This window comes from Neobacillus niacini, from assembly GCF_000759675.1.
Taxonomy (GTDB): Bacteria; Bacillota; Bacilli; order Bacillales; family Cytobacillaceae; genus Neobacillus; species Neobacillus niacini_A.
In genome coordinates, this window is sequence record NZ_BAWM01000006.1 from 20,763 (window position 1) to 43,738 (window position 22,976).

A 22,976-nucleotide genomic window follows, 5' to 3' on the forward strand; every position below is an offset into this window, starting at 1 on the left:
TCGGCGTGCTGCTTTTTATTAGATTACTCAACAATAACCGTTCCTTTAAACATATTCATACCACAAGTAAACGTGTATTCTCCTGCTTTATCAGGGGTAAAGCTTAATTTTTTTGTTCCAGCCTTAAGGTTTACATTATTCAGATTGAAATCCGGCATCATAAACGTTGAAAAACAGCTGTTATCACCTGAATTTGTAATATTTAATTCAACTGGTACACCTTTTTTGACGCGAATAATATTTGGAGAGTAGCCTGTCGGTGTAACCATCATCTCAATTTTAGGATTGGTTTCCTTAGTAATATCAAGTTCTGTTGGTGCCGGAGGGGTACTTGGATTATTATTCTCTTGCGCTTGAGCTGCTTCGCTCTCACCAGGTATTTTAACAATGTCACTGCTGTATAAAAATAAAAATAAGGCAATGAGAACTAATCCTGCTGATAAAATATTAAATGGTGAAATTCCTTGAGTATCAAGCGATAATTTCCCATTTGTGTCTACGATAATAAATATAATAACAAGTCCAAGAATAATAACATACAAGCCTAGTAAAATCCCAAGCATGATCACAGGGTTATCGAACTGAAGGATTGCACCTAGGAGGGCACCGATGATTCCACTTATGATTCCTGAAACGGAGCCACTTAAAATGGCCAATATCCCAATTGGCTGACCAGCAATAAATCCAAGCGTAAATCCAATTAGCGTGCCCAATCCAACAGGGAGGAATAGCTCTCCTGATAGGATACCGCTTATATAACCAGATAAGAGGCTTCCCATCATTGTCAGTACGATTACGACAATCGTTCCAGATAGGTTGGATAGTTTATTTTTCTTGCGATGTAAAAGGAAAATAGAATTTCCAGTCAACAAACTCATTATTACTATTGTGAAAATCGATAATATATACATTTGATAATCCCCTCTAAAATTAATAAACAATATATGTACATTATAATTGCATTAATATGATAATAAATTGTCTATTTGGTGGCTTTTATGAACGTTTAATGAAACTTATGGGGAAAATAAAAAAGACGTTATAAACGTCCGTAGGGTGTAGCTATGGGGTTTAATCCTTTTTTACATTATCAATTGTGTTTTTATAAATTCTTTTTAAGGCTTCATTTTGCATTTTCATAAGGTCCAGTAAGTATCGTTTTTCTTCTTCTTCCTTTTCTTCCTCATTCATTTCTTCATTTTTCATTGACATCACCTCATTTAGACTAATTGTAACCTAATTTGAAATTAGAATAAATATATGATTAAATTTAGTATAACAGGTGAAAATAAGAATTATATTCCAAAAATAGTGTTTGACATTTAGGGATTGGAAATATATAATTTTCAAAAATACTATTGAAACGTTGATGGGGATTAGTAAAATGTTAGTTGTCTTACAAAGAGAGGAAACCGCTGGTGGAAGGTTTCTTAAGACAGACATTTGAACCTGCCTCGGAGTTCTGTATCGGATTCTTTTGAAGATACATGCGGATAAAGTCCGTTATCATGTCGAGAGTATAAAGCATTTGCTTTATGAATTTAGGGTGGTATCGCCAGGTCTTGGTCCCTTTTTGGGACCAAGGCCTTTTTATATTCAAAAAAATAATGAGGTGTCAAAAATGGCAAAGGAATTTGTAAAAGATGTTACCAGTATGGATGAGGATTTCGCCCAATGGTATACCGATGTTGTAACAAAAGCAGACTTAATTGATTATTCAAGTGTACGCGGATCGATGATTATTCGCCCTTATGGGTATGCCCTTTGGGATAATATAAAAAATGAACTAGATCGCCGCATTAAAGAAACAGGGCATGAAAATGTCTATATGCCACTGTTTATTCCGGAAAGCTTACTGCAAAAAGAAAAAGATCATGTCGAAGGCTTTGCACCTGAAGTGGCATGGGTTACACATGGCGGTTCTGAAGAATTGGCAGAACGATTAGTGGTTCGTCCAACATCTGAAGTTCTTTTTTGCGAGCATTATAGTAACATCATCCATTCCTATAGAGATTTACCAAAGCTTTACAATCAGTGGGCAAACGTTGTACGCTGGGAAAAAACAACTCGTCCATTCTTACGGACTTTAGAGTTTTTATGGCAGGAAGGCCATACGGCACATGCTACTGATGAAGATGCGATGGAAGAAACAATCAAAATGCTGAATGTATATGCAGCGATTTGTGAAGAGATTCTTGCAATTCCTGTAGTAAAAGGACAGAAGACGGAAAAAGAAAAATTTGCTGGTGCGAAAGCTACTTTTACAATTGAAAGCTTAATGCATGATGGTAAAGCTCTGCAGTCAGGGACTTCTCACCACTTTGGAACAGGCTTTGCGGAAGCTTTCAATATCCAATATACCGATAAAGAAGGAAAGCTTCAGTATGTACACCAAACATCATGGGGCTTTACAACTAGAATAATTGGGGCTTTAATAATGGTGCATGGTGATGACCGTGGTTTAGTCATTCCTCCAAAAGCGGCGCCAACTCAGGTTATGATTGTGCCAATCGCACAGCATAAAGAAGGAGTTCTTGATTTCGCTTATGAGTTGAAAAAGTCGCTTTCAAGCGTAGCTCGTGTGGATATCGATGCTAGCGATAAAAAGCCAGGCTGGAAATTCAATGAATACGAAATGAAGGGAATTCCAGTTCGTTTGGAAGTTGGACCAAAAGATATTGAAAACAAGCAGGTTGTTTTAGTAAGAAGGGATACATTGGAAAAGGTATTCGTTCCTTTGGATCAATTAGAAACGAAGCTGGTTGAATTACTCGATGAAATTCAATCCAATTTATATAATAAAGCTTTGACGCATCGTGAAGAGAGAACATCCGTTGCTTTAACACTTCCTGAATTAAAGGAAAAGCTTGAAGCAAAACCAGGCTTCATTAAAGCAATGTGGTGCGGCGAACTCGCGTGTGAGGAGAAAATCAAAGAGGAAACAACAGCAACTTCAAGATGTATTCCATTTGAACAAGAACAGGTGTCTAATACTTGTGTGTGCTGTGGTAAAGAAGCCGATAAAATGGTTTATTGGGCAAAAGCATACTAATAAGATTTATAAGACTCCTCCTATTCGGAGGAGTCTTTTTAAAAATTAAAAAAGTGGTAACCAAGAAGAGTTCATGAAGCCCAAAATAATTAGAAATCTGAAAAAGTGGTCCTCATGAAGGGTTTATGAAGACCAAAGTCGAAAAAGAAAAGAGAAAATGGACTTCATGAAGATCCAAAGTTTCAAAAGGGGGAGACAAAATGAATCCAAGTTTAATAGAGTTTCCAGAAGAGTTCACGACAGAGAGATTGTTAATCCGCAAGCCCTTGCCAGGAGATGGAAAAGCAGTTTATGACGCCATACAGGCTTCATTAAATGAACTAAAGCCTTGGATGGTTTGGGCTCATACCAATCAATCCGAGCAGGATGTAGAAGCGAATATTCGTGATAGTATTGCTAAATTTATTACCCGTGAGGATTTACGACTACATCTATTCAATAAAGAAACTGGTGAATTTATCGGTTCATCAGGACTGCACAGAATTAATTGGGATGTACCTAAGTTTGAAATTGGCTATTGGATTGATACTCGACATACCGGTAGGGGCTATATAACGGAGGCAACCGAAGCTATTACCGAATTTGCATTTAACGAACTGAATGCTAAGCGTGTAGAAATCCGATGCGATTCCCTGAATATCAAAAGCCGCGCCATTCCAGAAAAATTAGGTTTTAAATTAGAGGGTATTTTAAAAAATAATAGCCTCTCAGTTGAAAGTAAGGAACCAAAAGATACATGTGTTTTTGCGAAAACAATTTCAAAGAGTACTTAATTAATTAGGAATGGGTCCGTTCCCTATCGCTAACAAAGAAAATGCAGGGTAAAATGTCTATCAAATTATATGATATTTTGATAGGCATTTTTTTGTTGGTTTTGTCTATAAGAAACAATCTCTACACCAATATCAGTCTAGGTGAATAGTATAGAAAAGACCGAATAAGAAAAGAGATGATTTTATTCGTTCATCTTACTGATTAATTTAATGTAAAGTAATTCTGAAAATCACTTTACGAACCTTTAAATCCTTGTTTAGCTATAGAGGGAGTTTATGAATAAGGATCAAAGGTCTAATGTTTTCGCTGCTGTTGCCAAAAAAAATGGTAATAATTCGGCCTCCAATTCAACATTAAGTAATTTTAAATATAAGCCACCTAATAATACTGGGGCAATTATTGGAATAATTGGCGATGTCTTGGCTACTGTGGATGACGCTTTGGCGACGATTGGAGCAATTATTGAGCTTAATACAGATGTTTCTAATGACTTTCAATCACAAGTGGATGATTTTAAGTCAGATCAAGAGAAGGATAAGATGCAGGAAGAGATTGATGATCTCAAGGAAAAGGTGAAACAGCTTGAAAAATTAATTAGAGTAACCTCTAATTTTGGTTGCTTTGCATGTTTGTATGAATTGAATGAAGATTTCGAATTTAGGGTGCGATGTTTTACAGGGCATCGCTTTTTTGTTTGAGCAAACGAAGTAGATTTCGAAGTATTATGTTAAAGTAATAAGGACCATTAATTAATAACAATTCCTTCTTCAATTTGATACATAATTTGGATTGCTTGTAAATGAACAGGTACTTAAGGCTTGGTTCTAATTATTCAAAAACATTGGTGTGTGATTTGCATCACTTACTCTTCGTGTGATTTATCATATAATCCCTATATAAATAGTGATAACCACAAAAGGAGTGATTGTTATGTTAAATCAAAAAACAATTGAAATCATTAAATCAACGGTACCTGTTTTAGAAAAACACGGAGAAACCATTACAACACGGTTTTATCAATTGATGTTTGGGAATCATCCTGAATTATTAAATATCTTTAATCATGCAAACCAAAAACAGGGAAGACAACAAAAAGCCCTTGCTGGGACTGTCTATGCTGCTGCTCAATATATTGATAACCTAGAAGCAATTCTTCCGGTTGTTAAACAAATTGCGCATAAACATAGAAGTCTTGGAATTAAAGCAGAACATTATCCGATTGTTGGAAAGCACCTTTTATTAGCGATTAAAGATGTACTTGGCGATGCTGCATCAGATGAAATTATCAATGCCTGGGGAGAGGCTTATGGAGTAATTGCAGATGCCTTTATCAGTGTTGAAGCAGAAATGTATGTAGAAGCTGAAAAACAACAAGGTGGATGGGACGGTTTCCGTAGTTTTGTTGTTGATCGTAAAGTAAAAGAAAGTGATGTTATAACATCTTTTTACCTAAAACCTACAGACCATAAAGAAATTGCACACTTCCTTCCAGGACAGTATATCAGTATTAAACTTGAAATCGATGGCGAGGAGTTTACACATATCCGCCAATATAGCTTGTCTGATGCTCCTGGTAAAGATTATTACCGTATTAGTGTAAAACGTGAAGCTGGAACAGCAAACCCAAATGGAATGGTATCTAATTACCTCCATGATGTTGTAACAGAAGGCGAAATTCTAAAGGTAAGTGCTCCAGCAGGGGATTTTGTTCTTGATACTGAAAAAACTACACCTGTTGTGTTATTAAGCGGTGGCGTGGGATTAACGCCGATGTTAAGTATGTTAAAAACAGTGGTTGAGGTCCAACCGCAAAGAAAAGTAACATTCATTCATGCAGCAGCAAATGGTACTGTCCATGCATTAAGAGAGGAAGTAGAAACTCTAACTTCACTTGAACATGTAAACTCATTTTTCTTTTATGATTCACCAACAGAAGATGATCGTAAAAACAATTCCTTTGATGTTGAAGGATACGTGACTCAGGAATGGCTTGTTAAGAACATACCTACTGTAGAAGCAGACTTCTATTTCTGTGGTCCACTGCCATTTATGAAATCGATAAATCGTTCATTAAAGGATTTAGGAGTAAATGAAGACAGAATTCACTTTGAATTTTTTGGACCAAAAGACAGCTTAGAAGAAAGTGTGACGAAAGAACCGGTTTCCGTTTAGGAAATCGGTTTTTTTTTCTGTGTTCAAAAGTTTGATTCATCCAGTAATTGTGATTAAATAAAAGGTAGAAATAGCCAGAAAGGATGAAGCATTTTGAATAAGAACGTCATACGGTCAGTAACAATTGTCTCGCTATTTTTTTGTATCCTCTGGCTGGTCGGGCTTGGCTTGGCAGTAGGCGAATATTATGCGGGTAAGCCGGATAAAATCCCTGTGAAAACCAATGTTGAAAAGCAAGTGAAAAAAAAGGAAGGTCTACATATTGTTGCTTTAGGTGATTCCTTAACAAGAGGAACTGGTGATGAAACAGGTAAGGGTTATATTGGTGTTCTAATGGACGAAATCAAGGAGAAATCAAAGCAGGACGTGCAGCTAACCAATCTTGGCATAAGCGGTCAACGGTCCGATTCACTTAAGCAGCAAATTCAGCAAACCGAAGTCAAACGACAGCTGCAAACAGCAGATATGATTTTAGTAACAATGGGTGGCAATGATTTGTTCAGAGGTGGACAAGCTTTACTGGAGTTTGAAACAGAAGATATTGCGGATATTGAGAAAAAATTCTTGGAGAATATGAATTTTATTTTTCAGCAGATTCGTGCGAGTAATCCAAAGGCAAACGTTTTTTTCATTGGTTTATATAACCCCTTTATTGATTTAGAGCAGGGAAAAGAGATGTCCCAAGTTGTTCGTCACTGGAATTATCAAAGTGCAGAATTAAGTGCTTCCTTCCCCAATATTGTGTTTGTGCCAACCTTTGATCTCTTTGAGTTGAAGGTTAATGATTATCTTTATACTGACAAGTTCCATCCGAATACAAAAGGGTACCGTTTAATTGCTGAACGAGTAGCTTCATTGCTTACCTGGTAAGGAGACCGGAAAAATGGAGAAAATAACTTTATCTGTACATAATTTAAAGAAAGTAATCGGCAAAAAAGAAATCATTAAAGGGATTAGTTTTGACTTAAAAGAAGGAGAGGTATTTGGTTTCTTAGGTCCAAATGGTGCGGGTAAAACCACAACCATCCGGATGCTGGTCGGATTAATCAAACCTACTTCAGGAAGTATTCAAATTGGCGGTTATAATATTGTAGACAACTTTGAGGAAGCAATGAAACATCTCGGCTGTATTGTAGAAAATCCTGAATTATATCCGTATTTGTCCGGTTATGACAATCTGCGGCATTTTGCAAATATGCTTGATGGAATTGGTAAAGAGCGAATCAGAGAAGTGACGGAACTGGTGGGTCTAAAAGATCGAATACATGATAGAGTAAAAACCTATTCGCTTGGAATGAGACAGCGACTCGGGATTGCCCAGGCTCTATTAGGCAGACCAAAAGTATTAATTCTTGATGAACCAACGAATGGTTTAGATCCTGCAGGAATAAGAGAAATGCGGGAATTTATCCGGTTCCTTGCCGAAGATGAGGGACTAAGTGTTCTTGTTTCCAGCCATCTATTAAGTGAAATTCAATTATTATGCGATCGAGTGGCGATTATTTCAAGAGGAGCCGTGATTCGAACCGATACGGTCCTAAACTTGTTATCCAATCGAGAACGTGTAATTTGGCGTTTCCATCCGTTTGAAATGGGGAAAGAGGTGTTACGTTCCGTCACAACCATTGACGAAAGAGAGGATGGTTCTATTTCAACGGAATACGATGAAATTACAACACCAGAGTGGAATAAAATGCTGGTAGAAGCAGGCGTATCTGTGACTGAAATGTATCGCAAAATGCCTGTATTGGAAGATTTGTTCCTGGAGCTAACCGGGGGTGATTCCATTGAATAAACTGATTCATAATGAAATGATGAAGCTTATTGCCAAAAAGCGTTTAGTTGTGATTGCGATTATCATTGGTTTCTTGGTTGCAATGTTTACCTATGCCCAATATAAAGAGGTTGAACGACAAAGAGAAAAATTAGGAACCGACGATTGGCGGACGATGATACAACAAACCATCATTGACCAGCAAAACCGGATTAGCAGTGCCCGTATTTCGGATGAATGGAAAAAACAACTGCAAATTTCCTTGCAGCAAAATCAATATTATTTGGATCATGATATTAACCCTTCAGAGCCAGGCGCTCCGACGTTTATGAGAATCTTTTTAGAGAATTCCATTGAATTATTTATTCCTTTAATGGTGATGGTGATTGCCAGTGATATCGTGTCTTCTGAACATAGTCAAGGCTCCATAAAGTTGCTTTTGACGAGACCAGTTAAGAGGTGGAAGGTCCTCCTGAGTAAGTATATAACCCTAAGCCTTGCCATCTCGTTAATTGTTGCCATCGCTGGACTGCTGTCCTATAGTATTTCAGGTTTGGTTTTTGGTTATAAAGGCTGGGGAGCACCGGTATTAACTGGTTTTACTGTTAGTGATGCCGGCCTGAATACAGCTAGTGTAAAGTTAATCGATCAGTGGCAGTTTTTATTAATGGATTTTGGTCTTGTTTGGCTAGTTGCCATTGTCGTAGGGACACTTTCTTTCATGTTATCTGTTCTCATCCGAAGTACGGCTGCTGGTATGGGTGTCATGTTAGCAGCTCTAATTTCAGGAGCGATTCTTAGTAATATGGTTTCATCCTGGGAGTCAGCTAAATATTTCTTTATGGTGAATTTAAAGTTAACAAACTACATGAATGGCAACCCACCCCCAATTGAAGGGATGACGCTGTCGTTTTCGATGATGGTCCTTCTCGTGTGGTGGGCGGCTGGATTATTTGTTTCCTTTTTTGTATTTACCAAAAAGGATGTGTTTTAATAACAAAAAGAATTCTTGTACAGAAAAAACCACCTTTCGAGTAGAAAGGTGGTTATGCTGCCTTACATTGGGGGATAAAGGCAACTGTATAAAAAGGGATATTCTAATCAATGGGCAGAAAGGGAGGGAGTCCTTACTCCATTGGTTTACCTAATTACTGATTAGCAGTTATTTTAACTGGTTCTTTACTAAATCCAAAGTGCTGTTTAATGATAAGGGAAGGACCACCAAGGTTTAATAAATAGCGAGCTTCAATTATTTGTTTCATAAAGGCACCAAATAATCCAGATAGTCTAAAATTACCAACTTTCCCTACAGCAGCAAAGTTTCCAATAGATGCTACAGAACCTTTGTGATGATATTCAAAAGCTTTCAAGTTGACTCCTCTTAGTGATGCGACAATATTTTTCGCACAAACATCAGCTTCCTGCAGGGCTACTTGTGCAGTTGGCGGCAGCGCATTTTTTTCATCCTTCATGAATAAGGAACAGTCACCAATACTAAAGATGTTTTTCATATCTTTAACGCGAAGGAATGAATCCACAGGAAGTTTACCTTTTACAACCGGTAATCCACAGTTTTGAACAATTGGATTACCTTTCACACCACATGACCAGATTAATGTACGTGTTGGAATCTCGATATCATTTTCGAGTACAACCTTCTCAGGTGTACACTCTAATATTTTTGTTGACATAAACATTTTGATATTAAACTTATCTAAAACTTCAGTTGTATATTGGATGGATTCCTTAGGGAAAAACGGAATAACGGATGGTGCAGCCTCGACAGCGACAATTTTTACATCTTCAAATGGGACATCATACTTTTTACAAAGCTTTGGAAGTCCTTCTGCTAATTCACCTAGCATTTCTACTCCTGTAAATCCGCCGCCAGCTACCACAAAGGTTAGGCGTGATGGATCCTTGTCCTCTTTATAAAGAGTTAATTGTCTTATGATTTGATTGTAGATGGCTTTCGTGCTCCTAAAGCTGCGAATAGCAAAGGCATGTTCCTTAATACCAGGGATTCCAAAGGTTTCAATATCAAAACCTAACGCGATTAATAGGTAGTCATATTTTACAGTTTCCCCGACCTCGAGGTGTACCGCTTGATTTGTTACATCTACCCCAGTAACACTGCCTTTAATAAAATTTGTTTTTTGCGGATTAATCAACTCTGGAATCTCCATAGCAATTTGACGATCAGCTGCAGTACCTGCTCCAGTTTTATGGAGTTGAGTTGTAATATAGTGGTATTCATGTTTATTGATTAAAGTAACGTCAGCTTCACCAGATTTTAGTAACTTCTCTAGTTTCTTACTAGTGATGATGCCGCCGTATCCGGCTCCTAAGATTACGATTTTTGGTTTGTTCATATTAACCTCTCCTAATAATAAGTAAATTTATCTACGATTTAATATTGTGAAGCAATTCACAATGAGATTTAAAAAAATATAGAGCTTTTTACTCTGTTTTATTGTGAATCTTTTCACATATCTTCTATATTCATAGATTACGATAACTCTAATGATTAAACAAGAGGGTTTATTAACAAAAATTTGTCGAAATGGTAAATTTTTTTTGACATTCAGGGAATGATAAATTCGTGCCAATTGTATAACTGGTTAAATTTTGAACGAATATAGCGAAGAAAGAAGGAGATTGAAATGAAATTTAGAATGTTGATCATTATGCTTGGATTATTACTCGCCATGCCAGGTATTACATCAGCGAATGTTCAGACACCTGATGGAAGTGAGAAACCAGCTGAAAAAAGAACATTACCAGGCTCCCAGGATAAAGAAGGAGACAAGGATACAGAAGAGTTTGATAGTGAAAAACAGGAGCATAGTCATAAAGACTGGCAGGCAAAAATGGCTGAGCGTGAACAAAAACTGCTAGCATGGGTGGATCAATATACTCCTGATAAAAAAGCAGAATGGACAAAGGTATTAGCCGATAAAAAGGAATTAAGAAATAAGTGGCTAAGCCCTGAAAATGCCGAGAAGCGCGAAAAGTGGAAGCAAGAGAAAATGGCCAAAATCCAAGAGTTAAAGAAACAATTAGATGAAGGAAAAATCACAAAAGAGGAATTTGTTCAAAAAGCACACGGCGGCAAAGCAATGGGTAATTGGAAAACCTTCCATGACCTAAAGGCGGCAGTTGAAGCGAAAAATGATAAGCAGGCAGCAGAGTTATTAAATCAATTGCTAGAACAATCCAAACAACATAACGAAAAGATAAAGGCAATGTTAGCGGAATAACTATACAAAGTAAAAAGACACCAATCTCTTTATGGTATTGGTGTCTTTTCGATTTCCTCCACATTAACAAGGATATAATCTTTATAATACACTATTAATTCATTAGAAGAGTGAGAAGCTTTTTGAATAACGTTAGCATTTCTACAAAAGAGTGGGATTTCGATAGAACCATCGTGAAAAACCATAAACGTGAATTCATCTGAAAGTGGAGATTCTTCTTCCTTAATCATTAGAAATTTACCTTTGAAGGAAGAGAGAGTTAAAATGTTTTCGTTTTCCGCTTCTTTTGCTTGAATAAGTAATTTGTTATTAACATGTAGGAATAGCTCTTTTAGAAAGATCAGTATAGCAATAAAACCAGAGAGTATTAATGCCACCATATAGGTTTCTGGAATAGCAGGTATGGAAATGGAAATGGTAAAAAATAAGAGGGCAGCAAGTAAATGAAAATACAACTAAAAACACCTTCCTTATATGGAGATGGAATAGATGAGGGGTCTAGTTGTTATTTTTACAATTATCTATATATTTAGAATACAGCAAATGATTGGTGTCGTAAATCGAAATTAACCTAGATGATAAATGTTACTGTTAAAAAGTTTATTCTAAGGGAACATTTAAGTAGTAATGAATTAAAGGAGGGTATTCCCATGGCGAGAAATCGATTATTAATGACCACAGCTGCATTAGGGGCAGCATATTTACTTAGAAATGATAAGGCAAGGAAGAAGTTAGTAAATCAACTTCAATCATTTACGGATAAGTCGCGGAGATAAAAAAATGCAAGCTGCCCATGCAGCTTGCAATTTATTTTTTAAAGTCAATTCTTTCCTTTTGTGCCTCTTTCAGGTCATCCTTAAACTCTTCTTTAATGTCATTTGTTATTCCATCTGTCGCACGCTTGAATTCACGAAGAGACTTACCGAAAGCACGGCCAATCTCAGGAAGTTTATTCGGTCCAAAGACAATTAAGGCAAGGACTAGAATTAAGATTAATCCGGGTACGCCAATGTTTGAAAACATAACGAAGCCTCCTTTTGGTAAAACGTCTTTTATATAACTAAATTAGATTGTACGTAATGTAATAAAAGTTTTGCCGTATTTTCAATCGATGATTCGTGTGTCCGTTCAAAAGCATGGGAGGAATCGATTCCAGGACCTATTAACCCATGTACGATGTCGTGGCCAGCGCGAATCGCTGCTGAGGCATCAGAGCCATAAAATGGATAAATATCGAGTTTGTATTCAATATTGTTTTCTTCTGCAAGCCGCACTAAATTCTTACGAAGTGCATAATGGTACGGTCCGCTTGCGTCCTTCACACAAATCGATACTGTATACTCATCGGTTGACTGTCCATCGCCCATTGCGCCCATATCAACAGCTAAATACTCAACTGTTTCAGAGGTAATATTGGAATTACCACCGTAACCAATTTCCTCATTGTTAGAAATTAAGAAATGGGTGGTGTAAGGTAACTGAATGTTTTCATTTTTTAATTGCTTAATTAACTGAAGTAAGATGGCAACACTCGCTTTATCATCTAAATGACGGGATTTAATAAATCCGCTTGAAGTAACTTCTACCCTTGGGTCAAAAGAAACAAAATCGCCAACCTCAATCCCAAGTGCTCTAACGTCCTCAGCATTATGTACTTTTTCATCAATTCTGATTTCCATATTTTCTTGATTGCGCTCCGCTTTTCCTGCGTCCTTATAAACATGGACAGAAGTCTGGTGCATAAGAATCGTACCTGTTATTTTTTTACCGCTGCTTGTTTCGATTTGGCAATATTCACCTTCAATCGAGTTATATTTAAAACCACCAATTAAATCAATTCGTAGTCTTCCGTTTGATTTTATTTCCTTAACCATGGCCCCGAGTGTATCCACGTGGGCAGTAAGCATGCGGTGCTTACTTGCATCCTTTCCTTCTAATGTTGCGATAAGACCTCCTTTACGGTTTCTGCTTGTTTCAACTTTTAATTCTGCAAGGTATTTCTCCACGTAGGAAATGACTTCATTGGTATTCCCTGATGGACTCGGGATCGAAACTAAATCTACAAGTAATTTCATTGTTTCCTCTGTGTTTTTGTTTTCCAAAGCTTAATCCCCTTTCTAAATAGCATTCTTTCCTATTATAACATCTTATAGAAAAATCACTCTCAAACAAAACTCGTCAACTTTTTTGGTGTTCCTGCATAGTTTAGGAAGTGTGGATTTTTCCTATTGTTGGATAAAAGGTCTGAAATATGGAAATAAAAGGAATAATTCAAATTATCAAATAATTAAAAGGCTAATGGAGGAGAAAAATGACCAGATTTGAACTATATCACCAAAAACCGAAGCAATTTTCTTGGAAGGGACCATTTTTTTTCATACTAACTTTTATCATATTGACAGTGGGTTTCTTGGTATTTCGATATTATTATCAAAGTACAATAAATATTGAATCTCCTGAAGAAAATCTAGGTTCCCAAGTTGTTATCCATCTTCCAGACGGAAAAGAGGTATTTACCTATGAAAATTATATTTTTGAAAAGGATGGAAGGACCTACTATAAGGGTGAGCGGAATACCATTGATTTAACAGGCGGAACGGTTACTTATGAAAATTGGGAGTAGCATTGAAAAAGACTAGCTGAACTAGTCTTTTTTTACTTTATTCATTCTCTAGCTTCAGCGCCTAGCCCCTCGAGGTCGCTTCGGCCCTGTGGATGAAGTCGAAAAGCATGACTTCATCCACAGGGCCTCCAGCGCTTGTCGGGGCTGGACAAAGCGCTTCAGCTTTTCTTATTTAAACCATCCTTTTTTCTTAAACCAGTATGTCATACCAACTACAACTAGAAACATGAGGAAAAGGGTAAAAAAGTAACCGTATTTCCATGTTAACTCTGGCATGTGTTCAAAATTCATCCCATAAATACCTGCAATGAAGGTGAGAGGCATAAAAAGGGTAGTAATAACAGTAAGGACCTTCATCACATGGTTTGTTTGATGTGAATTTAAAGAAATATAGCTATCACGTATGTCCGTTGCTAATTCTCGGTTGGCTTCAATCATTTCTGTCAGCTTAAGCAAATGGTCATGGATATCAGAGAAATATTCAGTTTTTATCTGGATTCCAGTTAGCCGCTGTGAATTTATTATTCGGTATAAAAGATCTCTCATTGGTGTAATTGTTTGTCTCAATGAAAGGAGGTCGTGTCTCGTGTCAAAAAGAATCTCAAGTAAAGACTCCATTGACCTGCCCTTTGAATTCTCATCTATTTCATTTAGTGTATCTTCAAAGTGATAGACGAGCGGAAAGTAATTGTCTACCATACTGTCTAGAGTATGGTATAACACTTGATATGGATTCCACTTTTTTACCTTTTTTGAAAGAGAAAATTTGTTCCACACCTCTTGAATCTCAATAGATGGCTGGTGGTGAAAGGTAATAACGAAGTGTTCCGAAATAAAAAAGTTAATCTCCTCTTTTGTAATGGTAACTTGATTTAGGGCTTGTGTTACAAAAAAGGTATAATCCTCATAATAATCGAGTTTTGGGCGCTGCAGGGTATTGATACAATCCTCGATTGCTAAAGGGTGGAAGTGAAGAGGTTCACTTAGGAGTTCCATCTCACTTTGGGTTGGTTGCCCGAAATCAATCCAGTACCATAAATAATTGCCTTGGACTAACTCTGAAACTTGCAAATCATGAATCAATTGGTAATTTTGATTTACCGCAATTGTTCTAATCATAAATACACCTTATTTCATTCTCTTAGTTTTTAAAAAAATATATATGACTTAATCATAACGATATCTAGTGTTTTTTTCAAAAATGTACATTTGATTCCTTATAGCTCTAATTGGTTTAGGTTTGAATGATCGTCACGCATTTTGAAAAAGATGATTGGAAATCCTCTCAGCGTTTATACCCTGAGTTTAAATTTTAGGTAAATGTGAAAATTAATATTTCAGACACAGGTAAGTGGAATAAAAAAGGCATTCCATTTGTTGGAATGCCTGAGTTTGACTATACTGACAGTTTTGCTTTCATTCGCATTGCTTGTGGGACATACACACAGAAAGGCTCGCTCTCCATATAATCACCGGTTACTGCATACGATCTTGAACGGGAACCGCCACAAATTTTGTTGAATTCACACACACCACATTTTCCTTTATAGTTATCAGGCTGTCTAAGGTCTATAAATACTTTTGCTTCACGGTAGATTTCTGCTAAAGGGGTTTCACGGATATTACCGCCAACGATCGGAAGCAAACCGCTTGGCATTACATCTCCAATATGGTTTACGAATACAAAACCATTTCCGTCATTTACACCCTTTGGTGCACGCTTTAAGCCATCATGCATGGAAGCAAAGTCTGTTGTGATGGAATCTTCATAGCGAATTTCACCTTTTTCAATCAAATGGTCACGAGCTTTTTCTTGTAATACGACACGACGGTAGTGTTGAGAAGCAGTTGTTTTGATGTCATAAGGTGCTGTTTTACTTAATTGATACAGCCAGCGGAATACTTTTTCATGCTCTGCAGGTGTGATACAAGCATCCATTTGACCTCGTCCTGTTGGAACGAGTAAGAAAATATACCACATGACCGCCCCAAGTTCTTCTACGAGCTTAGACATTTCTTCAAGATGGTCATAATTATAGCGGGAAATAACCGTATTGATTTGCAAAGGCATTTTTAAATCATTTAAGTATTTAATTTTTTCAAGCGTCAGGTCGAAAGAACCAGGTACTCCACGAAATTTATCGTGTATTTCCGCAGTAGGTGCGTCGAGACTAAAGCCCCAGCGTGAAAGACCGACTTCTTTTGCACGTTCCATTCTTTCCTTCGTAACATTTGGTGTTGCACTTGGTGTCATCGAAACACGCATGCCTTTCTTTACTGCATAATCAGCAAGTTCAAAAAGGTCTTCTCGCATCATACAATCTCCGCCAGAGAAGACAAGCATTGGATTGTCCATTTCGTAAATTTGATCAATTAAATTAATTCCCTCTTCATGGGTTAACTCTCGAGGATCAGGAGTTAGCTGGGCATCAGCGCGGCAGTGTACACACTTCAACTCACATGCTCGTGTTACTTCCCAAATTACAATAAACGGGTTCACATTATAATCAATTCCCTTGCTTACACCATGCGGATGTCCCATTGCATGTGGGTGTCCTTTACCTATTCCTTGCATTGTCATCACCAAGATTCATTAAATTTTTTAAGAACAATTAAAATTATTTAAAATGTTTCTATAGGTTTATTATAATTTTCTCGGTATGTTGTGCATGAAAGGTTTGTTACAATATTTCTACATTCCTTTATCAAAAAATACTAAACAACTAATATTTATCGTATTTTAATAGATAAAGTGAACGAAAACCCTTTGTGTACAAGGGATGGAAGCACTGCTATAGTTTGTTACTAGAGGGCTTTCATTACCACTCTAGGAAATCCTTTCCTGAATACCCAAAAGTTTAGAATATAAACAAATAGGGTTTCTCCTTTATGATGAATGTATCAACGAATGAAGGAGAGCAACTATGAAAAAACATTTACTGACAGTCGCGGCTGCTGCCGGCATATTGTTTACAACTTTTGGTGGATCTGTAAGTGCACATGAAAATGTATATACCGTTAAATCAGGGGACACGCTTTGGAGAATCTCGCAAAATAATAATATATCAGTTGCAAATTTAAAAGCTTGGAATTACCTGTCAAGCGATAGTATCTATGCCAATCAAAGACTATCATTATTGGCACCCCACACGCATGAAACTCAATCTGGTTCCACTTACACCGTACAAAAAGGGGATACATTATGGTTGATTTCAACACTACATAAACTTACAGTTGCACAGCTTAAATCCTTGAATAACATGACCACGGATATGATTTATGTGGGACAAGTCCTTAAAGTATCAGGTTCGGCTGCAACTCCAGCTCCAGCACCAATTTCTACTGTTTCAAAAGCGCAAATGGTGATAACAGAAGCCAAGAAATATATCGGCACTCCTTACTTATGGGGTGGAAATACTCCAACGGGTTTTGATTGCAGCGGCTTCTCAAAATACGTTTTTGAAAAAGTAGGAATCTCTCTTCCTAGAACAGCAGCAACACAGTATTCTGGCTTAAAAGCTGTTAGCAGCCCAAGTCCTGGTGATCTTGTTTTCTTTGAAACCTATGCACCTGGTCCAACTCATTTAGGAATTTACATTGGAGATAACAAATTCATTCATGCGGGTACATCAACAGGTGTAACCATTACCGATATGAATAATCCGTATTGGAAACCTAGATATCTAGGTGCTAGAACAGCATTTTAATAGAACGAAAAACAACCTTTATCGAACGATAAAGGTCTTTTTTGTTCAAAATATCTGAAAATTTATAGTTTATGAAAGGGGCATTTCCCTTTATACTTAAGTATGAAGAGTAATTTACTCTAAAAGTTTAGATTAGGAGAAAGTAATGGTAAAAAGAATCCTTAGCATTTCCCTTTTAATCACCATTATAGGAATTGGCTTTTTTCAGAAAGATGAATTACTTTCCTTAATTAAAGCTGGAGGAATCCTATCTATATGCATGAGCATGCTGTTTGTAGCCATTTGTGTCTTTTTTCCAGTCATTCCTTTTCCTGTCCTAGCAGGTGTCATCGGCGGTGTATCTGGAACTACCCAAGGAGTAATCGTTTCCTTGACGGGAGCCATGGCTGGAACAATGGGATTCTTCTTTTTATGCAGGTACGGTTTTCGGGATTATGCACAATCAAAGTTAATGAACTATTCCAAAGTCCAGGAATACGAAGAGTTTCTTTATCGCAATTCCTTTATGGCTATCTTAACCTGCCGTTTGATTCCAATTATCCCAGCGCCTGTAGTCAATATCATTTGCGGCTTAAGTAAAGTGAAGTGGTTCACATTTTTTACCGCCTCCACGATTGGAAAAATTCCAAATATTCTAATCCTTTCATATGCAGGTGCTTCTTTTAGCAGCAATAAGCTATTTTCTTTTGGTTTATATGGCGGGTATATTCTAATTATTTTCATCATTAATTTTGTCATCATGTATCGTAAAATGGCTAAGGAATCTGCGGACTAAACAATGTGCTTTACAGGAAGGTCTTTTTCTTCAATCGTAATGACTTCTTTAAAGAAGCTTTTTAAAATGAACCATCGTGCTGGATAGGAATTTATAAAATCTTCCATTACGAGGGGAGAGTACTGAATAAAACAATCTAGATATATTCTCTGCTTTTTTAGATCATGTAATAGGGCATGCGGGATGGTGTAGTAGTCATAAATTTGGTACGGATTTAACTTTACCACCTCGATTTTATGCATTTGAATGTAGGGTAATATCGTTTGTTCTTGAAGTTTAATGCTGTCTTCCTTAGAAAGCCCATTTAATCTTATCCTATCATTTATTAAGTAAATTCCCTTCATACCATGACACCTCTTTCTACTATTGTTTGGTATTGTTATTGACAGGGAGGGAAGGAAGTATACTTCTGTATATTTTGATTATCAAAATTTTTGGAAGGTGATGAAGCATGTCTAGTTGGGAAAAGGCTGGTTTTACTATTAGTACGGATAAGCGATATCTTGATATCAATGTAATTCACCATTTTTTGAGTGTTGAATCTTACTGGGCTAAAGGTATATCGATGGAAAAAGTAAAGAAATCAATCGAGAAATCCTCGATTTGCTTTGGGATGTACGAGGGAAATCCTGCAAAGGGGGAAGCAAAGCAAATTGGTTTTGTCCGGGCGGTAACAGACTTTGTAAGATTCGCTTGGATTATGGATGTATTTGTCCTTCCTGAATATAGAGGAAGGGGCTTATCAAAATGGATGATGGAAACGATGGTGGAGGAATCAGAACTAAAAGATGTTCGAAAAATGATGTTATGCACCTACGACGCACACGGATTATATGAACAATACGGTTTTCAAGCCATTGATGACCCAGAGATTTTTATGGAAAGAAAAATATAGTATATTGTGCAAATAGGCTGTCTGCTAATTAGTAGACAGCCAGTATTTATTTGTTTAAAAGTCAGATGTGCGCTCTGATTCCCATTGTTTAGGTTATTATTGCTTTATGGGAATCAAAAGCAGACACTTGTGCCCATTCCTTATAAAATAAACGTTTAATGGAGAGTAAATATGTTATCTGCTGCTATACATGGATTTATTTTAGCCTTTGGGTTGATTTTACCTTTAGGTGTACAAAATGTTTTTGTATTTAATCAGGGAGCCTTACAGCCAAAATGGACAAACGCATTACCAGTGGTCTTAACTGCTGCACTTTGTGATACACTCTTAATTTCGTTGGCTGTTTTAGGAATTTCAGCCGTTGTGTTAGAAATCAGCTTTTTAAAAGTAGCTTTGAGTTTGATTGGTATTGCTTTTTTATTATATATGGGGTATATGACATGGAAAAGTAAACCTAGTACAGAGGAAAATAATGTTCAATTATTTTCTGCGCGGAAACAAATTACCTTTGCTGCATCTGTTTCACTCTTAAATCCACATGCGATTATGGATACAATTGGTGTAATCGGAACAAGTTCATTAACATACACAGGAATAGAAAAGGCAGTTTTTACGATTGTCTGTATTCTCGTATCGTGGTTATGGTTTTTTGGATTATCCATCGTTGGTAGGTTGGTAGGAAAACTTGATCAGACGGGTCAATTCCTTAACACGTTAAACAAAATATCCGCTGTAATCATGTGGGGAACTGCGGTGTACCTAGTATTTTCGTTTTAAAAAAATTACCCGGCAAACTGCCGGGTCTTAAAATGGAATCTATAAAATAAAGGGGGGGAGGATGGTTCCTGTTATAGAACCTATAACTATAATAGAGGGAAAATATGAACAAACTATGAAAAAATAATTAATAGATTGGTAAATCTCTGGAGGAGAAAATAATGAAGGATTTCCATTTCTGTGCCACCTGCAGACATTTTAAAGCTGAAAGAAAATCAGATCGAATGGTTTATTACTGTAGCCGTTTAGGGTATGAAACCAAAACCAATTATAAATTTAACTGCTGGAGTCCAAAAAAGAGCATAATAGATTTAATGGAGAAATTGAAGGAGAGTTGAAAAAAGGAGTTTTGAGAAATGGCAAATACACATGTATTTTCACGGAAAGAGGAGGTTGCCAATTCGATTACCCACGGGATTGGTGCAATTCTTAGTATTGGTGCTCTGGTAATATTAATTGTGTTTTCTACCATTTATGGGAATACTTGGCACATTGTAAGCTTTACAATCTATGGAGCCTCCATGTTCATATTGTATATGTCCTCGACGTTGGTACATAGTTTTCCAGAAGGAAAAGCCAAGGACATTTTTGAAATCTTTGACCATTCATCTATCTACTTTTTTATTGCTGGAACCTATACACCATTCCTCCTCGTTGTGATTAGAGGTCCTTTAGGCTGGTCATTGTTCGGAGTGGTTTGGGGCTTGGCAATTGCCGGAACAGTTTTTAAGTGCTATTTTGCAAAAAAATATCTATTTACCTCGACTATTCTCTATGTTGTGATGGGCTGGATGATGGTTTTCGTGTGGAATCCAATAGCAGATAGGCTTCCTTCTGAAGGGATGACCTATTTAATGATTGGCGGTCTCCTTTATACGTTTGGTGCAATTTTTTATGTATGGCGTGGGTTCCACTATCACCATGCAATATGGCATTTATTTGTCATCGCGGGAACAGTTCTTCACTTTTTCTGTGTATTGCTTTATGTATTGCCAATTAAATAGTGAATCCAAAAAGGCGTCTGGTTAAAATGTACCAGACGCCTTTTCTAATTAATTTTTCTTCATTTCAAAGTAGGTATCCATGACTCTTTTGCCGATAAGGAAGTTTGCTCCATTATCGGTAGTTCCTTGGTAGGCCCAAGGGACAATCACTGCCATTGCCACTTCAGGATTGGTACTTGGAGCGTATGTGACTAAGCTTAGATTCATTACAGGAGGTGGCTCCTTACCGAACTTAGCGCGTTCTGGACCATCGTAAAATGCCTCAGCCGTACCAGTTTTCCCTGCAGGAGAGTAGGGGGCGCCGGCAAACCGTCTATACGCTGTTCCTCCTGGTTCCTGGAAAACTTTTTTGAAGCCTAATTGTACCCGGTCCATCCATGCAGGTTCGGCATCAATCGTATTAAGTACAGTAGGTTTAATCTCTTGAAAGACTGGTCCTATTTCGTCTGTATTATTATCGATAGGCTCACGTATTTCCTTTACAATATGCGGTTTCATCCTTTTTCCGCCATTTGCAATCGTTGAAATATATTGCGCTAATTGCATAGGGGAATAGGTGTCATACTGTCCAATGACTAAGTCCATAATATGTCCTGGCAGCTTGCTGGTTCCCTTTAAACCACTAGATTCGTTTGGAAGGTCAATTCCTGTTCTCGATCCAAGACCGAAGCTGGCAAAAGAATTTCTAATAATTTCACCCGTGTTTGGAGCGAGACCTAACGGTTTATCATATTGGTAATTTCCTTTACCAATTCTAATTGCCGTATGGAACATATAAACGTTTGAAGATAATTTTAAGGCATCTACATCATTTAAGGTGCCTAAATAAGCATAAGACTTTTTAAGCGGGGTATCCGCTATTTTTATCCCTTGGTCATTAATTCTAGTACCTGGACTAATTACCCCAGTCTTGAAACCTGTCAAAATCGTTGCACCTTTTACTGCTGAGCCGACATTATATGAAGTAGTAATCGAACCTAGAGCATCATCTTGCATTTCTAGCTGACCAGTTTCTGGATTTTTAACGATTCTTTTACCAGCCATTGTTAAGACGGCACCATTATTCGGATCCATTAAAACGACATAGGCGCGATCCAAAAGAGAGGTATTAGGTGTTTGTTTCAACCCCCAAAGCTCTTCTTCAATGATTTTCTCCACAGCTATTTGTAAATCCATATCAACTGAAAGGACAAGATCCTTACCTCTTTCTCCATTAGAAACCACTTCAGTTTCAATGACATTCCCTTGCTTATCTGTTACCGTTTTAACCTTTGATTTGTGTCCATGAAGTACATCTTCATATTGTAGTTCTAGCTGACTTTTTCCAACTCTGTCATTGCGGTTGTATCCTAATGATAAAAAATGATCTAACCGGTCAGCAGGTAGTCCTTCTTCGGTTTTTGTTACGTTCCCAAGGATTGATTTTAATGTTTGATCAAAAGCATAAGATCGATCCCAGTCTGTAGTTGTGTCAACTCCGGGGAGGGATTGTAGATTTTCACTAACAATCGCAAACTCCTCAGGTGTAACATCTTCATTTTTGACAATTTGCGGGGTGAATTTATAACCGCTTGAAAACTTAAGATAAATGGCCCAGACTTCGAGCTCTTCTGGAGTTAACTGACTTATTTCTTCCTCTGTTGTCCGATCAATCTTTAATTTATATAGATCATTATCTTTTAATTCTTTCGCTTTAAATAACTCTAGTTCTTTTTGGGAAATTTTTGCATCAGCTTTTTCTGGATTCTTGAGGATCCAAAGATCTTTTTTTTCTCTTTTTGTTATCTTATCTGAATTTTCAACAATTAATTTTGCTAATTTTTCTGCAGTATCCAGCATCTCTTTCTGGCTGGCTCCCATATTTGTGTATGTAATCGCACGTTTCGGCACATTGTCAACGATGACTCTGTAATTACTGTCTAACATTTTCCCACGGGGTACAGGGTTATTTATAGTAATATCTTCTTTTCTCTCCAATTCACGTTTAAAATTTTCTCCATACACAATTTGAACAAATCCCAAGCGCAAGATTAGGATGGAAAATAACAAAAAAACACTGAAAAATAATAGGTTCAAACGAATCGGGAAATGTGATTTTTTCTTTTTCTTTTTCTCCAAATGCTGACACATCCTTTTCAATTAACAGGCGAGGGACAGTTCCTT

At 37.1% G+C, this 22,976-nt stretch carries 25 protein-coding genes and 1 other annotated feature; of the genes, 15 read left to right on the top strand and 10 right to left on the bottom strand.

Features of this window, described 5'->3' with window-relative positions:
* Window positions 1-23: 23 nt before the first annotated feature.
* Together TR08_RS30140 and TR08_RS33520 are read right to left on the bottom strand one after the other, a co-directional pair.
* Complete coding sequence (locus TR08_RS30140) at window positions 24-911, bottom strand: cupredoxin domain-containing protein (protein ID WP_052427324.1); 888 nt, start codon at window positions 909-911, stop codon at window positions 24-26.
* Window positions 912-1,071: 160 nt separating this feature from the next.
* Window positions 1,072-1,206: a hypothetical protein gene (locus TR08_RS33520; RefSeq protein WP_274520989.1), complete on the bottom strand. Its 135-nt coding sequence runs from the start codon at window positions 1,204-1,206 to the stop codon at window positions 1,072-1,074.
* Window positions 1,207-1,357: 151 nt separating this feature from the next.
* Window positions 1,358-1,574, top strand: a binding site (T-box leader).
* Window positions 1,575-1,621: 47 nt separating this feature from the next.
* Between TR08_RS33520 and proS the strand changes: the two genes are divergently transcribed.
* The 7 genes from proS to TR08_RS02945 all read left to right on the top strand — a co-directional run bounded on the left by proS (window position 1,622) and on the right by TR08_RS02945 (window position 8,766).
* Window positions 1,622-3,052 carry a proline--tRNA ligase gene (gene proS, locus TR08_RS02915; protein ID WP_202964958.1) on the top strand — a complete coding sequence of 477 codons (1,431 nt, stop codon included), beginning with the start codon at window positions 1,622-1,624 and terminating at the stop codon, window positions 3,050-3,052.
* A 200-nt stretch (window positions 3,053-3,252) separates the two neighbouring features.
* Complete coding sequence (locus TR08_RS02920) at window positions 3,253-3,825, top strand: GNAT family N-acetyltransferase (protein WP_045515632.1); 573 nt, start codon at window positions 3,253-3,255, stop codon at window positions 3,823-3,825.
* A 276-nt stretch (window positions 3,826-4,101) separates the two neighbouring features.
* Window positions 4,102-4,524, top strand: a complete 423-nt coding sequence (locus TR08_RS02925; protein ID WP_045515633.1) for a hypothetical protein — start codon at window positions 4,102-4,104, stop codon at window positions 4,522-4,524.
* A gap of 232 nt (window positions 4,525-4,756) precedes the next feature.
* Entirely contained in the window at window positions 4,757-5,998 is a 1,242-nt protein-coding gene (hmpA, locus tag TR08_RS02930; RefSeq protein ID WP_045515634.1) for an NO-inducible flavohemoprotein, read from the top strand.
* A gap of 93 nt (window positions 5,999-6,091) precedes the next feature.
* Window positions 6,092-6,868 carry an SGNH/GDSL hydrolase family protein gene (locus TR08_RS02935; RefSeq protein WP_045515635.1) on the top strand — a complete coding sequence of 259 codons (777 nt, stop codon included), beginning with the start codon at window positions 6,092-6,094 and terminating at the stop codon, window positions 6,866-6,868.
* 13 nt (window positions 6,869-6,881) lie between these two features.
* Window positions 6,882-7,793 (top strand): ABC transporter ATP-binding protein, encoded by a 912-nt coding sequence (locus TR08_RS02940; protein ID WP_045515636.1) that lies wholly within the window; start codon window positions 6,882-6,884, stop codon window positions 7,791-7,793.
* Window positions 7,786-8,766 (top strand): ABC transporter permease, encoded by a 981-nt coding sequence (locus tag TR08_RS02945; protein ID WP_045515637.1) that lies wholly within the window; start codon window positions 7,786-7,788, stop codon window positions 8,764-8,766. The genes TR08_RS02940 and TR08_RS02945 overlap by 8 nt, the downstream gene beginning before the upstream one ends.
* A gap of 154 nt (window positions 8,767-8,920) precedes the next feature.
* Here TR08_RS02945 and TR08_RS02950 read toward each other — a convergent pair whose 3' ends face one another.
* Entirely contained in the window at window positions 8,921-10,144 is a 1,224-nt protein-coding gene (locus tag TR08_RS02950) for an NAD(P)/FAD-dependent oxidoreductase (RefSeq protein WP_045515638.1), read from the bottom strand.
* 291 nt (window positions 10,145-10,435) lie between these two features.
* Here TR08_RS02950 and TR08_RS02955 point away from each other — a divergent pair, with 291 nt between their 5' ends.
* Window positions 10,436-11,032, top strand: coding sequence for a hypothetical protein (locus TR08_RS02955; protein ID WP_045515639.1), 597 nt, complete (start codon window positions 10,436-10,438; stop codon window positions 11,030-11,032).
* Between the two features lie 29 nt (window positions 11,033-11,061).
* Here the strand turns inward: TR08_RS02955 and TR08_RS02960 are convergent, their stop codons facing one another.
* Window positions 11,062-11,487, bottom strand: a complete 426-nt coding sequence (locus TR08_RS02960) for a hypothetical protein (protein WP_045515640.1) — start codon at window positions 11,485-11,487, stop codon at window positions 11,062-11,064.
* Between the two features lie 195 nt (window positions 11,488-11,682).
* On the opposite strand from TR08_RS02960, the gene TR08_RS33525 reads away from it, so the two are divergent.
* Window positions 11,683-11,808 carry a hypothetical protein gene (locus tag TR08_RS33525; RefSeq protein WP_274520990.1) on the top strand — a complete coding sequence of 42 codons (126 nt, stop codon included), beginning with the start codon at window positions 11,683-11,685 and terminating at the stop codon, window positions 11,806-11,808.
* A gap of 31 nt (window positions 11,809-11,839) precedes the next feature.
* Here the strand turns inward: TR08_RS33525 and tatA are convergent, their stop codons facing one another.
* Window positions 11,840-12,055 carry a twin-arginine translocase TatA/TatE family subunit gene (gene tatA / locus TR08_RS02965; protein WP_045515641.1) on the bottom strand — a complete coding sequence of 72 codons (216 nt, stop codon included), beginning with the start codon at window positions 12,053-12,055 and terminating at the stop codon, window positions 11,840-11,842.
* A gap of 29 nt (window positions 12,056-12,084) precedes the next feature.
* Complete coding sequence (locus TR08_RS02970; RefSeq protein WP_045515875.1) at window positions 12,085-13,107, bottom strand: M42 family metallopeptidase; 1,023 nt, start codon at window positions 13,105-13,107, stop codon at window positions 12,085-12,087.
* Between the two features lie 236 nt (window positions 13,108-13,343).
* Between TR08_RS02970 and TR08_RS02975 the strand changes: the two genes are divergently transcribed.
* Complete coding sequence (locus TR08_RS02975) at window positions 13,344-13,655, top strand: hypothetical protein (RefSeq protein WP_045515642.1); 312 nt, start codon at window positions 13,344-13,346, stop codon at window positions 13,653-13,655.
* Between the two features lie 168 nt (window positions 13,656-13,823).
* Here the strand turns inward: TR08_RS02975 and corA are convergent, their stop codons facing one another.
* Both corA and TR08_RS02985 read right to left on the bottom strand, forming a co-directional pair.
* Entirely contained in the window at window positions 13,824-14,774 is a 951-nt protein-coding gene (corA, locus tag TR08_RS02980; RefSeq protein WP_045515644.1) for a magnesium/cobalt transporter CorA, read from the bottom strand.
* A 277-nt stretch (window positions 14,775-15,051) separates the two neighbouring features.
* Complete coding sequence (locus TR08_RS02985; RefSeq protein WP_045515645.1) at window positions 15,052-16,230, bottom strand: TIGR04053 family radical SAM/SPASM domain-containing protein; 1,179 nt, start codon at window positions 16,228-16,230, stop codon at window positions 15,052-15,054.
* Between the two features lie 349 nt (window positions 16,231-16,579).
* Here TR08_RS02985 and TR08_RS02990 point away from each other — a divergent pair, with 349 nt between their 5' ends.
* Together TR08_RS02990 and TR08_RS02995 are read left to right on the top strand one after the other, a co-directional pair.
* Window positions 16,580-17,362 (top strand): C40 family peptidase, encoded by a 783-nt coding sequence (locus TR08_RS02990; protein ID WP_045515646.1) that lies wholly within the window; start codon window positions 16,580-16,582, stop codon window positions 17,360-17,362.
* A 145-nt stretch (window positions 17,363-17,507) separates the two neighbouring features.
* The gene (locus TR08_RS02995; protein ID WP_045515648.1) at window positions 17,508-18,137 is read left to right on the top strand and encodes a TVP38/TMEM64 family protein; all 630 of its coding nucleotides are present in this window, start codon (window positions 17,508-17,510) and stop codon (window positions 18,135-18,137) included.
* Here the strand turns inward: TR08_RS02995 and TR08_RS03000 are convergent.
* Window positions 18,134-18,481, bottom strand: a complete 348-nt coding sequence (locus tag TR08_RS03000; RefSeq protein WP_045515652.1) for a hypothetical protein — start codon at window positions 18,479-18,481, stop codon at window positions 18,134-18,136. The two genes, TR08_RS02995 and TR08_RS03000, sit on opposite strands and share 4 nt — an antisense overlap.
* A gap of 107 nt (window positions 18,482-18,588) precedes the next feature.
* Here TR08_RS03000 and TR08_RS03005 point away from each other — a divergent pair, with 107 nt between their 5' ends.
* The 3 genes from TR08_RS03005 (at window position 18,589) to trhA (ending at window position 20,813) form a co-directional block, all read left to right on the top strand.
* A complete protein-coding gene (locus TR08_RS03005; RefSeq protein ID WP_045515654.1) occupies window positions 18,589-19,032 on the top strand; it encodes a GNAT family N-acetyltransferase in 444 nt (147 codons plus the stop codon).
* Between the two features lie 171 nt (window positions 19,033-19,203).
* A complete protein-coding gene (locus TR08_RS03010; RefSeq protein WP_045515655.1) occupies window positions 19,204-19,809 on the top strand; it encodes a LysE/ArgO family amino acid transporter in 606 nt (201 codons plus the stop codon).
* Window positions 19,810-20,165: 356 nt separating this feature from the next.
* Complete coding sequence (gene trhA, locus TR08_RS03015; RefSeq protein WP_045515656.1) at window positions 20,166-20,813, top strand: PAQR family membrane homeostasis protein TrhA; 648 nt, start codon at window positions 20,166-20,168, stop codon at window positions 20,811-20,813.
* A 48-nt stretch (window positions 20,814-20,861) separates the two neighbouring features.
* Here trhA and TR08_RS03020 read toward each other — a convergent pair whose 3' ends face one another.
* On the bottom strand, window positions 20,862-22,931 hold the full coding sequence (locus tag TR08_RS03020; RefSeq protein WP_045515657.1) for a peptidoglycan D,D-transpeptidase FtsI family protein: 2,070 nt from the start codon (window positions 22,929-22,931) through the stop codon (window positions 20,862-20,864).
* Window positions 22,932-22,976 lie beyond the last annotated feature (45 nt).

Excerpts from the sequence above, each read along its gene's own strand:
- TR08_RS02950 (WP_045515638.1), bottom strand. The coding sequence starts at position 10,144 with ATGAACAAACCAAAAATCGTAATCTTAGGAGCCGGATACGGCGGCATC.
- TR08_RS02920 (WP_045515632.1), top strand. The coding sequence starts at position 3,253 with ATGAATCCAAGTTTAATAGAGTTTCCAGAAGAGTTCACGACAGAGAGA.
- TR08_RS03010 (WP_045515655.1), top strand. The coding sequence starts at position 19,204 with ATGTTATCTGCTGCTATACATGGATTTATTTTAGCCTTTGGGTTGATT.
- TR08_RS02995 (WP_045515648.1), top strand. The coding sequence starts at position 17,508 with ATGGTAAAAAGAATCCTTAGCATTTCCCTTTTAATCACCATTATAGGA.
- trhA (WP_045515656.1), top strand. The coding sequence starts at position 20,166 with ATGGCAAATACACATGTATTTTCACGGAAAGAGGAGGTTGCCAATTCG.
- TR08_RS02990 (WP_045515646.1), top strand. The coding sequence starts at position 16,580 with ATGAAAAAACATTTACTGACAGTCGCGGCTGCTGCCGGCATATTGTTT.
- TR08_RS03000 (WP_045515652.1), bottom strand. The coding sequence starts at position 18,481 with ATGAAGGGAATTTACTTAATAAATGATAGGATAAGATTAAATGGGCTT.
- tatA (WP_045515641.1), bottom strand. The coding sequence starts at position 12,055 with ATGTTTTCAAACATTGGCGTACCCGGATTAATCTTAATTCTAGTCCTT.
- TR08_RS02925 (WP_045515633.1), top strand. The coding sequence starts at position 4,102 with ATGAATAAGGATCAAAGGTCTAATGTTTTCGCTGCTGTTGCCAAAAAA.
- hmpA (WP_045515634.1), top strand. The coding sequence starts at position 4,757 with ATGTTAAATCAAAAAACAATTGAAATCATTAAATCAACGGTACCTGTT.
- TR08_RS02970 (WP_045515875.1), bottom strand. The coding sequence starts at position 13,107 with ATGAAATTACTTGTAGATTTAGTTTCGATCCCGAGTCCATCAGGGAAT.
- TR08_RS30140 (WP_052427324.1), bottom strand. The coding sequence starts at position 911 with ATGTATATATTATCGATTTTCACAATAGTAATAATGAGTTTGTTGACT.
- proS (WP_202964958.1), top strand. The coding sequence starts at position 1,622 with ATGGCAAAGGAATTTGTAAAAGATGTTACCAGTATGGATGAGGATTTC.
- TR08_RS02975 (WP_045515642.1), top strand. The coding sequence starts at position 13,344 with ATGACCAGATTTGAACTATATCACCAAAAACCGAAGCAATTTTCTTGG.
- TR08_RS02940 (WP_045515636.1), top strand. The coding sequence starts at position 6,882 with ATGGAGAAAATAACTTTATCTGTACATAATTTAAAGAAAGTAATCGGC.
- TR08_RS33525 (WP_274520990.1), top strand. The coding sequence starts at position 11,683 with ATGGCGAGAAATCGATTATTAATGACCACAGCTGCATTAGGGGCAGCA.
- corA (WP_045515644.1), bottom strand. The coding sequence starts at position 14,774 with ATGATTAGAACAATTGCGGTAAATCAAAATTACCAATTGATTCATGAT.
- TR08_RS33520 (WP_274520989.1), bottom strand. The coding sequence starts at position 1,206 with ATGAAAAATGAAGAAATGAATGAGGAAGAAAAGGAAGAAGAAGAAAAA.
- TR08_RS02955 (WP_045515639.1), top strand. The coding sequence starts at position 10,436 with ATGAAATTTAGAATGTTGATCATTATGCTTGGATTATTACTCGCCATG.
- TR08_RS03005 (WP_045515654.1), top strand. The coding sequence starts at position 18,589 with ATGTCTAGTTGGGAAAAGGCTGGTTTTACTATTAGTACGGATAAGCGA.
- TR08_RS02985 (WP_045515645.1), bottom strand. The coding sequence starts at position 16,230 with ATGCAAGGAATAGGTAAAGGACACCCACATGCAATGGGACATCCGCAT.